Annotated in this window: 14 protein-coding genes and 1 riboswitch; all 14 genes read right to left on the reverse strand. The window is 45.9% G+C overall.

The features are described 5' to 3' along the window. Positions 1–17: 17 nt before the first annotated feature. Positions 18–2,168, reverse strand: a complete 2,151-nt coding sequence (locus R2B77_RS12440; RefSeq protein WP_203248423.1) for a heterodisulfide reductase-related iron-sulfur binding cluster — start codon at positions 2,166–2,168, stop codon at positions 18–20. A gap of 406 nt (positions 2,169–2,574) precedes the next feature. Next, a complete protein-coding gene (locus R2B77_RS12445) occupies positions 2,575–3,270 on the reverse strand; it encodes a hypothetical protein (RefSeq protein ID WP_203248422.1) in 696 nt (231 codons plus the stop codon). Then, positions 3,267–3,752: an ECF transporter S component gene (locus R2B77_RS12450; RefSeq protein WP_203248421.1), complete on the reverse strand. Its 486-nt coding sequence runs from the start codon at positions 3,750–3,752 to the stop codon at positions 3,267–3,269. Before R2B77_RS12450 ends, R2B77_RS12445 begins: the two co-directional genes overlap by 4 nt. A gap of 4 nt (positions 3,753–3,756) precedes the next feature. Further along, on the reverse strand, positions 3,757–4,338 hold the full coding sequence (locus R2B77_RS12455) for a cob(I)yrinic acid a,c-diamide adenosyltransferase (RefSeq protein ID WP_203248420.1): 582 nt from the start codon (positions 4,336–4,338) through the stop codon (positions 3,757–3,759). After that, positions 4,335–4,739: a bifunctional adenosylcobinamide kinase/adenosylcobinamide-phosphate guanylyltransferase gene (locus tag R2B77_RS12460; RefSeq protein WP_203248419.1), complete on the reverse strand. Its 405-nt coding sequence runs from the start codon at positions 4,737–4,739 to the stop codon at positions 4,335–4,337. The genes R2B77_RS12455 and R2B77_RS12460 overlap by 4 nt, the downstream gene beginning before the upstream one ends. Next, positions 4,691–5,275 carry a histidine phosphatase family protein gene (locus R2B77_RS12465; protein ID WP_203248418.1) on the reverse strand — a complete coding sequence of 195 codons (585 nt, stop codon included), beginning with the start codon at positions 5,273–5,275 and terminating at the stop codon, positions 4,691–4,693. The genes R2B77_RS12460 and R2B77_RS12465 overlap by 49 nt, the downstream gene beginning before the upstream one ends. Next, positions 5,248–6,012, reverse strand: coding sequence for an adenosylcobinamide-GDP ribazoletransferase (gene cobS, locus R2B77_RS12470; protein WP_203248417.1), 765 nt, complete (start codon positions 6,010–6,012; stop codon positions 5,248–5,250). The genes R2B77_RS12465 and cobS overlap by 28 nt, the downstream gene beginning before the upstream one ends. Position 6,013: 1 nt before the next feature. Further along, complete coding sequence (locus R2B77_RS12475) at positions 6,014–6,844, reverse strand: cobyric acid synthase (protein WP_203248416.1); 831 nt, start codon at positions 6,842–6,844, stop codon at positions 6,014–6,016. A 4-nt stretch (positions 6,845–6,848) separates the two neighbouring features. Then, on the reverse strand, positions 6,849–7,424 hold the full coding sequence (locus tag R2B77_RS12480; protein WP_203248415.1) for a bifunctional adenosylcobinamide kinase/adenosylcobinamide-phosphate guanylyltransferase: 576 nt from the start codon (positions 7,422–7,424) through the stop codon (positions 6,849–6,851). Beyond that, positions 7,406–8,485 carry a pyridoxal phosphate-dependent aminotransferase gene (locus R2B77_RS12485; RefSeq protein WP_203248414.1) on the reverse strand — a complete coding sequence of 360 codons (1,080 nt, stop codon included), beginning with the start codon at positions 8,483–8,485 and terminating at the stop codon, positions 7,406–7,408. The genes R2B77_RS12480 and R2B77_RS12485 overlap by 19 nt, the downstream gene beginning before the upstream one ends. Further along, the gene (cbiB, locus tag R2B77_RS12490; protein WP_322555714.1) at positions 8,472–9,428 is read right to left on the reverse strand and encodes an adenosylcobinamide-phosphate synthase CbiB; all 957 of its coding nucleotides are present in this window, start codon (positions 9,426–9,428) and stop codon (positions 8,472–8,474) included. Before cbiB ends, R2B77_RS12485 begins: the two co-directional genes overlap by 14 nt. Next, on the reverse strand, positions 9,428–10,198 hold the full coding sequence (locus R2B77_RS12495) for an adenosylcobinamide amidohydrolase (RefSeq protein WP_203248412.1): 771 nt from the start codon (positions 10,196–10,198) through the stop codon (positions 9,428–9,430). Before R2B77_RS12495 ends, cbiB begins: the two co-directional genes overlap by 1 nt. Before the next feature lie 215 nt (positions 10,199–10,413). After that, a riboswitch (cobalamin riboswitch) is annotated at positions 10,414–10,566 on the reverse strand. Between the two features lie 145 nt (positions 10,567–10,711). Next, entirely contained in the window at positions 10,712–12,379 is a 1,668-nt protein-coding gene (argS, locus tag R2B77_RS12500) for an arginine--tRNA ligase (RefSeq protein ID WP_203248411.1), read from the reverse strand. Further along, on the reverse strand, positions 12,376–12,807 hold the full coding sequence (locus R2B77_RS12505) for a DUF1934 domain-containing protein (protein WP_203248410.1): 432 nt from the start codon (positions 12,805–12,807) through the stop codon (positions 12,376–12,378). The genes argS and R2B77_RS12505 overlap by 4 nt, the downstream gene beginning before the upstream one ends. Between the last annotated feature and the right edge of the window lie 130 nt (positions 12,808–12,937).

Below are 12,937 nucleotides of genomic sequence, written 5' to 3' on the forward strand. Positions count from 1 at the left end.
AATCATTCTGCAATCTTTTATTGTAAAACAGGTTCTTCTTCTGTCTCTTCGATTGCTTGTGCGTCTTCGCCGAAAATAGAGCGTTCAAGAAGCTCCGCAATGTCGTATGTGCCCACTTTGTCTTCCACTTCAACGGCTTTTGTCCCGTCGGATAGCATCGTCAAGCAATATGGGCAACCAGATGAGATAATGCCTGGGCTCACTTCGAGCGCCTGCTCCGTCCGCGCTACGTTAATGCGGTGACCTGTATCTTCCTCCATCCACATGAGGCCTCCACCTGCACCACAGCACATTCCATCTTCGCGGTTACGTTTCATTTCAACGAGCGTAACACCAGGAATGGCCTTCAAAATTTCACGTGGCGGATCGTAAACATCGTTGTAACGGCCTAGATAACATGAATCATGGAACGTAATTGTTTCATTGATTGCATGCTGCGGCTTCAATTTCCCTTGTACAACGAGCTCATAAAGTAATTCCGTATGGTGAATAACTTCTGCTTTGAAGCCAAAATCAGGGTATTCATTTTTAAAGATATTATAAGCATGTGGGTCAATCGTGACGAGCTTCTTCACACCGGCTTTTTCAAATTCCTCAATATTGGCAGTTGCGAGTTCTTGGAATAAAAACTCATTTCCTAAACGACGTGGTGTGTCGCCAGAGTTTTTCTCTTTATTGCCCAAAATAGCGAATTTGACGCCTGCTTCATTCATGAGATGGACAAATGCCAACGCAATTTTTTGTGAACGGTTATCGAATGCACCCATCGAGCCAACCCAGAATAGGTACTCAAATTCCTCATCCGCTTTTTTCAATTCTTTCACCGTTGGAATATGAAGATCCGGACGTGCTTCACGCCATTTTTCTTTTTCTTTACGGTTAAGGCCCCATGGATTTCCTTGACGTTCGATGTTTGTCATCGCACGCTGTGCATCCGGGTCCATTTTCCCTTCCGTCATAACAAGATAACGGCGAAGGTCGATGATTTTATCTACGTGCTCATTCATAACTGGACATTGGTCTTCACAGTTACGGCATGTTGTACAAGCCCAAATTTCTTCTTCCGTAATGACATCACCGATTAGAGATGGGCTGTAAATATCATCCATTGAAGCGCCTTCAAGACCAGCCGCAAATGCAATTTGATTAGCCTTCGTATTGTTAAATGCGAAAGTCGGTACCCATGGCTTTTGTTTCGTCACAAGTGCACCATGGCTCGTTAAGTTATCTCTTAATTTTGTAATCAAATCCATCGGAGACAGCATTTTTCCTGTTCCAGATGCGGGACACATATTTGTACAGCGACCACATTCCACACAGGCATATAGGTCAATCATTTGTAATTGCGTAAAGTCAGTGATTTTACCTACACCGAGAGCCGGCATGTCATCTTCATTTTCCTCGTCTTCTAATGCTTCGAAATCAATGGCTTTCAGCTTACCTGCATTATCTAAACGATGAAAGTAAACGTTTGCAGGACCCGCAATTAAGTGCGCGTGCTTCGATTGTGGCACGTAAACAAGGAATGTTAGTAAGATTAACAGATGAATCCACCAGCCGAAGTAAAAAATAGCTGCTGCCGCTGCTGTTGGCATGAAACTAAAAATCGTGGCAATTGTCGATGCGACTGGCTCTGACCATGTTGCTTCGTGACCATGCCAAATCATACCCATACCATTTGCGAGTAGTGTTGACAGCATCAAACCACCGATGAAAATAAGAACAAGTCCTGATTTCCAGCCACGCTTCAAGCGGACGAGTTTTTCAATATAACGACGATGGAATGCCCAAACAACTGCTACTAAAATCGTAAGTGCAACGATTTCCTGGAAAAATGTAAAGGCTGGATAGATAGGACCGAATGGTAAATGTGATCCCGGTTTTAAACCTTTCCAAATTAGATCGATCGCTCCAAATTGAACAAGTAAAAATCCGTAGAAGAACATGACGTGGATAGCTCCACTTTTCTTATCCTTCAATAGCTTTTTCTGTCCGAAGACGTAGACCCATATTTTCTGGAGACGTTCTTTAATATTGTTATCAAACTCTTCTTTTCTACCAAGCTTGATGAACTGAATCCGTGTTTTGATTAAGTATGTGAACAGAGCTAAAGCGTATGCCGTCACCGCAAGAAACAAAATCCAGTTGGCAATCAGTAATGGGCTCATTTGTCCTCTCCCCTTTCGTTTGCGTTTCAATAATTAATGATAGTGTAGTGGAAAATAACTTTTCTGTCGATACTCTATTTACTAGTTTAAAATATGAATGAGCATTCAGTCAACCAAAAGTTTTAATGATTCGGGGAAAACGGGTGAATTATAGAGAGACGACGAGGAGTGTTGAATCAGATTCTCGTTGGTTATTAATTTAGAGAACTGGGCTACCTTTTTCGTGAACCGGACTACGTATTTGTGGAACTCAAATACCTTTTTGGTAAACTCGGATACCTCAGGAGAACTGGACTACCGATTCTGCTAACTCGACTACGTATTCGTGGAACTCAGATACCTTTTTGGCAAACTCGGATACCTCGACTACTCCTCCACCGATAAAAGCAAAAAAAACCTGCAATGCTCACGCAGGTTTTTTGCTAGTGATTTGTATTTCATTCAGCAATTTGCCAAATAGCACTTCCGCTTCGGTTATTCGCTCAGCGGGAATCGCCAGAAAGACGACTGTTGCCGGACCCGCGGACTTCGTTGGGTCTAGTACGGTTTCGACCTGCGCCGTTTCATCGCCTGTCATGTGACGAGCCTCTTGCAAAATCCCGCCTGAACCGACCGGCCAAATTTGTTGGACAATACTATCTACTAACGCCTTTCGAAGTAACCGAAGTGACGCAACTTCTTCCTTACGCTCTAGCACTTCATGGCCAACAAGTGGGATACCGTATGTACACCAAACCACCTCATCCACAAGTGCTAACTTTTTTCGCTCACCAATCATGGTCACCGCCATCGCTGATTGCACAAGCTCCATATTCGTTTCCGTGCTACCGCTAATTGTCGGAACCGCAAGCCCCGCCTCTTCAAATAAATTCGTCACACCTGCCACATATTTGTCCCAACTCGCGCTACCGCTAAAGTTATGGATCATCACAGTAACAGGTTCTGCATGACTCGCCCATTGTTCAAGCAGGGCGACACGCGCGGCGAAATAAGCCGTGACATGGTCTGGGGCAGCAACAACATCGCCTGGTTTCTCCCCAATGCCGCCCGAATTATCCGTTGTGACAATAAAACCATTGCCAATTTCGATTGCATTTCTCAACGCAATGCTCCTATGCGATTTACCGCAACATGCTTAAGAGCAGGTAAAACGACTGCCGCAACGACTGCATTCAGCACAGTTGCAACAACTATCGACGGTAATATCCCGATGAAAAATGCCGGTGAAACTAAGAAATAAAATGGTAATGGTGCGAGCAAGCCATTGGCGATGACGAAAAACACCCATTTCATAATGGCGAAGCCCGCTTGATGCATGCGTGCAAAAATCAGTATGATCACAAACATTTCAAGTGCGATAATCACATGGAATGGTCCTAATGGAAATCCCGCATACATCGCAGAGGCCGTATGTCCTAACATCGATGCAATCCCCGAAAAAACAGGTGGCAAAAACGCCGCCGATACAAGAGCTGGTACTGTGTCGAGCGCTAATGAGCCAACAGCCGATGGGATTTTAATTAAACCGCCAACAGCACATAATGCCACGAATAATGCCGTTAATGTCATTCTTCTCAATCGCATTTTTTCAGTTCTCCTTTTTCTTATCCGTCCTGAATACTTTTGCGCTGCGGACATATTCATTATCGGGTACATTCACCCGTGCATTGGCAATGCGTGCTGCGACAAAAAAATAATCGGAGAGTCTATTCAAATAACGTTGCACAACTGGTGAAACATCCTCTTCTGCCTTCATCAGTGTTACGGTTTGACGTTCCGCGCGTCTCGCGATTGTTCGTGCAATATGGAGCGTTGCCGCGGCCGGTGTTCCACCCGGTAATATGAAACGCTCAAGCTCCGGTGCTTCCTCCATCAGCTTGTCGATGCGCTGTTCCAATACTTCAATCGGCTCATCTGCTAATTTATAGTGGCGCTCTTTCATAACGTTTGCGAGGTCACCGCCGCCGTCAAATAATTCATTTTGAATAGCTTCTAAATCTTCCAGCATATCTGCAAAAATAGTCGTATCCAGCTCTGTCATTGCCTTTCCGACGAATGAATTCAATTCGTCCATCGTGCCATACGCTTCTACTCGCAAACTATCCTTGTCAACACGTCCACCTATTAAACTCGTTTGCCCTTTATCCCCTGTACGTGTATAAATTTTCATAATCCTTCTCCCCTTTTCTTTAAAGTTTGTGCAAGGCCATACCAAATCCGTGTCACTTCATCTGCCTCCGCCATCAACCGCTGATAGAGTCGGCCGCAAGCATCCCGCAACTTTCTGTGCTGTGCATCTATCGGTACAATTCCTCGGCCGATGTCGGTTAAAATTACAATCGCCTCTCGACCCGCTACGATTGCCAACACATAGTCAATCGCATCTGCTTCTGACAGCTTTGTCTCTGCAAGCCACTTCTCAATGCCGGCAACAACGATTACCTGATTCGTGTCCAATTGCTGCCGGTCACTCAGTATAGAACCTTCGAGCCACTCGATTTTTCGACTCGCCAACATCGCATTCACGTAGTCTCGTTTGCCGTTATGAGCACCGCCGATAATGACGTGCATGGCTGTCCCTCCTCAAATGCTTGTTCACTGGCCCACTCCAGTCGATAACCTGTTCCATGCGGAATCGGCCACGACCAAAACTCTTTGTCTATTGGTGAAAACCTCGTCAACAGGAGCCGAATCGGTCCACCATGCGTCACAATCACCGCCCCATTTGAAACCTGTTTCAAGGCGGATAGTACTCGCTGTTCTAGCGCCATCAAACTTTCACCGCCGCGCGGTGCATTTTGATAAGGATCGTCAATCCACCGACGATAGTCCATATCCTTTTCAAGGTCGTCATACGTTTTTCCTTCAAAATCGCCAAAATGACATTCACGCCAATTCGAATTTGCTTCATATGCCGCCTCTGGGAAATAAAGAGCGGCTGTCTGCCTAGCACGTAACAAATCGCTACCTACAACGAATGATGCGGGTAACAGACACTTAGCCTCTGTCGCTATAATCGGTTCATCTGTCCAGCCAATGTACTTGCGCAATTCATTGCCAGCGGTCGGCAGATGGCGGATTACATGAAGCACAAAACGGTCATCCATAACAAAGCCTCCGTTCCTTCGATGAAAGCCCCACATAAGTCACCGCTGACACCGCCGAAATGCTTGCGTGACCAGCTACGAAACACGACAAGGGCAACTGCCAGCACAGCAAACAAACCAATTGGTAGAAGCAAGCTATTTATCAATAAGCCAACAGCTACCAACAACACCACACTAGCGGCCACCGAGCAGCCAATGACCACATTGCCAGCCATCTTCTCCTTAAAAAAATGAGCAATTCCTTTATCTTTCGCAAGACCAACCGTTGTGAAATAAACATTCAAGGCAGCTCGAGCTAAAAAAGGAATAACGATAAACAACGCGATATTTGCTGTCCCGCGCATTAGAATTTCATGGAACAAGGCGATTTTGACAACGATGAGCAGCACAAGTGCCATCGTCCCGAACGCGCCAAGACGCGGATCATCCAATATCTCCAAGCGCTTGGCACGGTCCCGATAGGAATAGAATGCATCGCCTGTATCCGCCCAGCCATCCAAATGCAAGCCGCCGGTCAATACAATGCCCGCTAACAGCACGAATACTGCGGCAAGAAGTGGGCCAACATGTACGACGTCTAACATGAGGGTCGATACTGCATACATCACGAGTCCGATTGCTGCTCCGACAAATGGTAGCGCCACATACATCGCCGTCACTTCCTTGCGACCAAGCGGCAGCTCTTTCTTCACCGGGATCGCTGTAAAAAATTGCAGTGCCAACAAAATACCATTCATCTTATTCCCTCGGTTCCGACAGAATGTCTGTCAATAGCGGCCAATTGAGGTTTGCCTTCACATGGGCCGCCCACTCGTCATAGATATCGACGCCACGCGGTGCAGACATGACCGGACGATCTGCATCTTCCTCTTCAATGCCGTGATCGACTTTGTAAGGAATCACTCCTGCAACGGGAATTCCTGTATACGTTTCAATAAATTCAATGCCCTCTTGGAATAAGGAAACGTCCCCATGAAATTTATTAATGATAATCGCTTTCACGCGCGCACGGTGTGCGGGAGGGAGCAATTGAAGTGTGCCAACAATCGATGCAATGGCGCCCCCGCGGTCAATATCCGCCACTAATACAGCAGGCACATCCGCAATTTCTGCCACACGCATATTGACGATCTCACGGTCATTGAGATTTACCTCAGCAGGGCTTCCTGCACCTTCAATAATGACTGTGTCATAGCTTTCCGCCAGTTTGTTAAGTGAGGTCTGTATGGCTGCGATCGCCCGATTAAAAAACTGTTCCCGGTACGCCATTCCTGCCACTGGGCCGAATTTCTCTCCGAAAAAAAACACCTCAGATTTCATGCCTGCCACCGGTTTCAACAATATCGGATTCATCTCAATCGCTGGTACCGTTCTAGCTGCAAGCGCTTGAATAAATTGCGCACGGCTCATTTCCTCGCCATTATCTGTTGTCGCGGAAAATCTAGACATATTTTGCGATTTAAAGGGCGTTACACGCACACCTTCGTCGGATAACATACGGCATAAGGCTGTACAAATCATCGTTTTTCCGGAATCTGATGCCGTGCCTAAGACCATAAGTCCATTCATAAATTCACTCCCCTTTCCAATAAGTCGCTACGCCATAATCCATCTCGATAGCTGTACCTGCTGTTGCTACGAGTTGTTGATGAATCTGTCCAATCCATTGCCTATACTGATTCGTTTCTTCATCCTTTGACGGTAGCTCGTCCAGCACTTCATTGGAGACAATCACGAGATGTGCAACTTGAGAGAGTAGCGCATCAATCGTTTCATATAGTTGCTGTGCTTTTTGTTCCATGCAACCGTTTTGCTGGATGCATGGTGTTCCTGTTTCCCAGCCTTCATATAATTCATTAGCTAGCCAGGTTGTTAAGCAATCCCATAAGACAGTATCACCTTGTTGAATAACGGACAATACTTCCTTTAGCTTCGTCGGCTTCTCGAGCGTCAGCCAGTTTTGAGAGGCACGGTCCTGCCGATGCCACTCAATGCGCTCCTGCATTTCTCGATCCGTTGCTAAACCGGAAGCAATATAGACCAAACGGCCACCATTTTGCTGCACTTCATTAACGAGTAATCGTTCCGCATAGCCACTTTTCCCACTACGAACACCACCACTTATGAACGTCAGTTTTCCGCGAACCATCGCTCCAGCTCCTCTGTCAATACAGCCATATCCGCTTCATTTTTCATGCCAATTCTGAACCAGCGACCGTCCATACCACGGAAATTCTCGGAGTGCCGGAGCACAATCCCTCGTTCTACTAAATCCAAATAGAGCTTGTTGGCATCTCGACCTTGTCCTACCTTAAACGTTAGAAAATTCGTCACAGAATCCGTCACCGTACAGTTATGCGACTTGAGAAATGAGGTAAGCTGTTCACGTTGCCGATTGCTATGCTGAATCGCTTGTTGCCTAAATGATTCTTCCGGTAAACAAACCGCTCCAATCCGAGCCGCCATGCCATTGACATTCCAATGCGGTGCCAGTTCTTTTATGCCCTCAATCACGGTTTCATTCGCAACAACATAGCCAAGCCGGATGCCGGGAATGGCGTACATTTTTGTCATGGAACGGACAATGATGACATGTGGATTTTCTTTAATTGCCGAGATCAATGACAGCTTTTCATCGACAAAATCAATGAAGGCTTCATCCAACACAATGTCACAACCCACATCGGCACCATAACGAATTAAGTCTGTTAACTCCCGGCGTTCAGGCATCATGCCCGTCGGATTGTTTGGTGTACATACATAAAGAACTGCAGCCGATACCATCGCTTGTTTGATCTCATTCAAAGGCAGCTTGAATCCGTCTGTTTCTGAGGCTACGACGCGGATGACATCAACATTTTTCGCATGCAATGTCGCTTCATATTCCGAAAATGTCGGATGGACAACAATCGCCCGTTTGCCTCGATAACGTTCTGCGATAAGCGCCAGCAGCTCCGCCGCCCCGTTGCCGACAAATAGCTGCGACTTGGAAACGTTGTGAAAATCAGCGACTGCCGATATAAATGGCTCTCCGGCTGGATCAGGGTACGCCCCGATCTCTGCCAATAAATTCGGCCACATCACACGAACTGCTTGCGGTGGACCCGCCGGATTCACATTCTCACTAAAATCCAATACACGCGCTGGCAAGTCAATGCCTAGTCGCTCATAGACATGATGTGGGTTAGCACCGTGTTCAGGCAATTGCATAGAAAAACACTCCAATCACAGTGAGGACTAGCCAAAAAGTAAAGGCAACAATATGCATTTGCCTAATCGTCAATTTAATATGTGCTGCTGCAAGTGGGACTGTGCCTGGTCCAATTTCCGGCCGCTCAGATACCTTGCCACGATATGTACTTTTTCCACCTAGCGTCACGCCTAATTGCCAAGCCGTCGCCGCTTCTAAAAAACCACTGTTCGGGCTTGGATGTTGCCTAGCATCCCGGTTCCAACCTGCAAAGCGCTTCATCAAGCCTAGCTTGCCTTCATTTGGAGAATAAAAAATAATGAGAAAGCCCGTAATCCGCGCCGGAATGAAATTCAAGACATCATCTGCGCGTGCAGAAAATTTGCCGAACTTTTCATAGCGCTCATCCTTATAACCAATCATCGAATCAAGTGTATTGACCGTTTTATACAACCATAAGCCTGGGGCACCGAGTAAAAACGCCCAAAATAACGGTGACGTAATGCCATCTGCCGTATTTTCGGATACTGTTTCAATAACCCCACGCGCAATGTCATTTTCCTGTAGCTTGTCAGTATCACGTCCGACAATCCACGCTAATTTTTTACGCGCTTCCGGTAAATCATTCGCAACAAGCGGCTCGTAAACGCTTAATCCTGCATCACGTAAACTTTTTTGTGCCAGTCCAATTGCAATCAGAATGGCTTCCACAATAATACCGACAAATAAATTGATTTGATAAGCGAATGCGACAATGATGAAGACCATTATAAAAACGATTCCGACTATACTAAAGAGCGTTAGTGCCCCTTTCCCAGTGCGAAAACGTCCTTTATTCAAAAGGGATGTCAGCTTAGAAATAAACGCTCCTATCCAGCGAACAGGATGTGGCCAGGTCTGTGGATCACCGATTATTCGGTCCAGTAAAAAACCAATCGCAATCGCAATAAAATGTGCAGGTATCACGTTGTCCACCCCTTTGCTTGTTTATAGGCACGAATTGCTCGAGCAGTACAATCATAGACCCCATGACCAATCAATTTGCCTAGTGGCGTAATGGGCCCTGCATAGGATAAATATTCGCCTTGCTGCGTTGCCGCTACAAGCAAGCTGTCCGTTGACGTGCCCGTCGCAATAGTACCTGTCAGTGGGTCTTGAATGGCTTCCGTTTGCATCGCCTTAGCTTTAGCTTCTGTCGCAGTAATCATTGCTTGAATAAATGCCTCGTCGGATAATGTGCCATTGATGATAATCCATGTATTAATCGTGCCGATGCGTTGCTCCCGGTCGCGGGTAAGTGCTTTCGACACGTCAACCGCATTGCCAATTCCAGCCGTCACCGCGATTAAAACCGTACCAAAATCACCTTGGTACGATTCCACTTCCACATGTTCTGTCATCACCGCTGTCATCATGCCAACCGTCTCCATGCCATGAAAACCCTGCCGCTCTAAATAACTAGCCATTTCGGCTTTAGCATCATCGTAAGCGTAATTGGCGTCGACATGACGATTGACAAATGCACGATACCAGCCAGTTCCCGCATTATGCACTGCAGAGGACATTGTTTTCAATGGACCAGCCGTCCGTAAAGAGACGTAGTCCGATGACACTGTAAAATCATCGACGGTCACCGTAAATGGAGTCGTTTTTTCTTTCATATCAGCAAATGTGACAGACTTTACTTCAGACTTCTTGCCGTTGCCACCTATTAAATTATCCCCTTGTAGCATGTCACATTGCCCCTTTTCTTCGTTATTGCGTCTAGATTTTGAATGGCGTATCGAACAGAAAAGGTTCAATTTCTACGTTTCCCGCAAAAATTAAAGCATTCATCTATCCTTTTTTTGTTCCAAATAAAAATCCTCCGTATGAGTACGGAGGAATGTTTAGTAAAAATGCGGACGCATTAATGCACCGATTTCCACCAAGCCTATCCTCGTAAGCAACCGGTTTTTTCATAAAGGCAGGTCTCCTGACTTGTGTGCATATCGTTTGACGACAAGCTGGCACTTACAGTGGCGGGACCGTGTCGGACTTCAACCGACTTCCCTTTTAACCTCGTTCTTAATGGCGAGGCACCTTTATGTTTGGCTATGTAATTTCTATATCTTTTAGTATACTACAAGTTTTGAAGGTGTCGAGAGGAGACAAAAGTTATTGGTGCTCGAAGGCGAATTATTACTTTCCCCCCCAAAAAAACGCCACACCAAGGAAATATATCCTCAGTGTAGCGGCCAATCCAGTTACATTTTTTCCGGTGCTGAAACACCAATTAGTTTTAATGCGTTGGCAATTGTTGTGCGTGCTGCTGTAATGAGTGCAAGCCTTGCTTCTGACAAGTCTTGATTTGCAGGGTCCAACACTTTTTCGGCGTTGTAGAAGCTATGGAATGCTGCCGCTAGTTCTTGAATATACGTCGCGACACGATGCGGTATGCGCAATCTTGCAGCATCACTGACCACTTTCGGGAAGTCTCCAATTTTCTTCAACAATTCCAATTCTTTTTCAGCTTGCAATAAAGAAACGTTAGCCACTGATGTAGCTAGGCCTGTTTCTTCGGCTTGTCGCAAAATCGAAGAAATCCGTGCGTGTGCATATTGCGCGTAATATACCGGATTTTCATTGGATTGAGAAATGGCCAAGTCAAGGTCAAAGTCCATTTGTGAATCACCTGAACGCATAGCGAAGAAGTAACGGACTGCATCCAAACCGACGTCTTCTACGAGCTCACGTAAGGTAACTGCTTTCCCTGTCCGTTTACTCATTTTGAATTTCTCGCCGTCTTTATACAGCTGAACCATTTGTGCCACACTTACTTCCAATGTATCGCGGTCATAGCCAAGTGCTTCAATCGCTGCTTTCATCCGCGGAATATAGCCGTGGTGATCGGCGCCCCAAATGTTAATAAGCTTGTCAAAGCCACGGAATAATTTATCTTCATGATAAGCAATGTCAGGCAATAAATACGTGTACGTGCCGTCGTTTTTAATGAGCACACGGTCTTTGTCATCTCCAAATGTTGTTGAACGGAACCATGTTGCGCCATCTTCTTCAAAAATATGCCCGTTTGCACGCAATTTATCGAGTGCGACATCGATTTTACCGTCTTCATATAATGAGGTTTCCGAGAACCATACATCAAATGATACGCGGAAATCTGCGAGGTCCTTCTTCAATTTCGCCAATTCAAAATCAAGTCCGTACTTACGGAAATAGTCATAGCGCTCTTGTTCAGAAACGTTGACGTATTTATCGCCAAATTGTGCTGCTAGTTCTTCCCCGATGCCTACAACGTCTTTCCCATGGTAGCCATCTTCCGGCATGTCTTTGTCTAAACCGAGTGCTTGGAAATAACGCGCTTCAATGGAGTAGGCAAGGTTATTGATTTGATTACCAGCGTCGTTAATATAATATTCGCGCGCGACATCGTAGCCAGCAAAATCAAGGACATTACTCAAGGAATCGCCGAGTGACGCACCTCTTGCATGACCTAGATGCAAGTCGCCAGTTGGGTTAGCTGAAACAAATTCGATTTGAATTTTTTCATTGGCACCAGAGGTTGAGCGACCATAATTTTCACCTTGCTCAAGAACCGTTTTGACGATGTCGCCTAGGTAATCTGTTGCTAATTTGATGTTCATGAAGCCAGGACCCGCAATGTCAACCGATTCAATGGATGTTGCTGACGTGTCTAAGTGTTCCAAAATCGCTTCTGCAATGGCACGTGGTGGTTTTTTCGCCAATTTTGTCAACTGCATCGCAATATTCGTTGCGTAATCTCCGTTGTCTTTACTTTTCGGTGTTTCCAGCATAATGTCTGGTATTGCTGCCTCTTCTACAAGCTCTGCCGCAATAACCGCTGCGCGCAATGCCGATTTCACTTCCTGCTCAATTTGTTCTACTGCGTTCATAATATTCCCTCCGTATATGTAATGGTCAATTCGTATGTCCCGAGTAAAGATCCTTCTGCATGTAGCTCGTATGCGACATGGAATCGCCCTAGCTGTTCATTAAAATCAAGGTGAGTCGTTTTGACGAGTAAATTAAATGACGCAGGACCATTGCCATAATTTCCTGGCCGTTCACCTTTTGAAATGAAAGGCAACCGCATCTTGACTGCGCCACTACGGAAGATCAGTGCGTCCTTCGCACCCATTTTGACCGTTGTCAAAACAAGTTGACCATTTTGTTCCTCTTCATATTTCAAGTAATGGATCCCTTTTTTCTCAATGAGCTGACCAGCTAGGTTCATCTCATAGCTCTCCTGATCCTGTCCGGGATGTCGGATTGACGAATGGAGCTGGATATCCACCTTGCGTACTCTATCCTGCGTTTCCATACGCTCACCGTCCTTTTCCTTTTGTCTAGACTCCAGGCGCCAGTCGCTCGAGTCGCTTCAGACTTGCTGATAAAGGCAAAAAGCACCTTTATCAGCAAGTCTTCCAGCGCTTGTCGCGTCTAGCAGGCGC

Source organism: Sporosarcina beigongshangi (assembly GCF_033485195.1).
Classification (GTDB): Bacteria; Bacillota; Bacilli; order Bacillales_A; family Planococcaceae; genus Sporosarcina; species Sporosarcina beigongshangi.

Bases quoted from the DNA above. Each gene is read 5' to 3' on its own strand.
- R2B77_RS12450 (WP_203248421.1), bottom strand. From the start codon at position 3,752: ATGCGATTGAGAAGAATGACATTAACGGCATTATTCGTGGCATTATGT.
- argS (WP_203248411.1), bottom strand. From the start codon at position 12,379: ATGAACGCAGTAGAACAAATTGAGCAGGAAGTGAAATCGGCATTGCGC.
- R2B77_RS12485 (WP_203248414.1), bottom strand. From the start codon at position 8,485: ATGCAATTGCCTGAACACGGTGCTAACCCACATCATGTCTATGAGCGA.
- R2B77_RS12495 (WP_203248412.1), bottom strand. From the start codon at position 10,198: ATGCTACAAGGGGATAATTTAATAGGTGGCAACGGCAAGAAGTCTGAA.
- cobS (WP_203248417.1), bottom strand. From the start codon at position 6,012: ATGAATGGTATTTTGTTGGCACTGCAATTTTTTACAGCGATCCCGGTG.
- R2B77_RS12465 (WP_203248418.1), bottom strand. From the start codon at position 5,275: ATGGATGACCGTTTTGTGCTTCATGTAATCCGCCATCTGCCGACCGCT.
- R2B77_RS12505 (WP_203248410.1), bottom strand. From the start codon at position 12,807: ATGGAAACGCAGGATAGAGTACGCAAGGTGGATATCCAGCTCCATTCG.
- R2B77_RS12480 (WP_203248415.1), bottom strand. From the start codon at position 7,424: ATGGTTCGCGGAAAACTGACGTTCATAAGTGGTGGTGTTCGTAGTGGG.
- R2B77_RS12440 (WP_203248423.1), bottom strand. From the start codon at position 2,168: ATGAGCCCATTACTGATTGCCAACTGGATTTTGTTTCTTGCGGTGACG.
- R2B77_RS12460 (WP_203248419.1), bottom strand. From the start codon at position 4,739: ATGCACGTCATTATCGGCGGTGCTCATAACGGCAAACGAGACTACGTG.
- R2B77_RS12475 (WP_203248416.1), bottom strand. From the start codon at position 6,844: ATGAATGGACTTATGGTCTTAGGCACGGCATCAGATTCCGGAAAAACG.
- R2B77_RS12455 (WP_203248420.1), bottom strand. From the start codon at position 4,338: ATGAAAATTTATACACGTACAGGGGATAAAGGGCAAACGAGTTTAATA.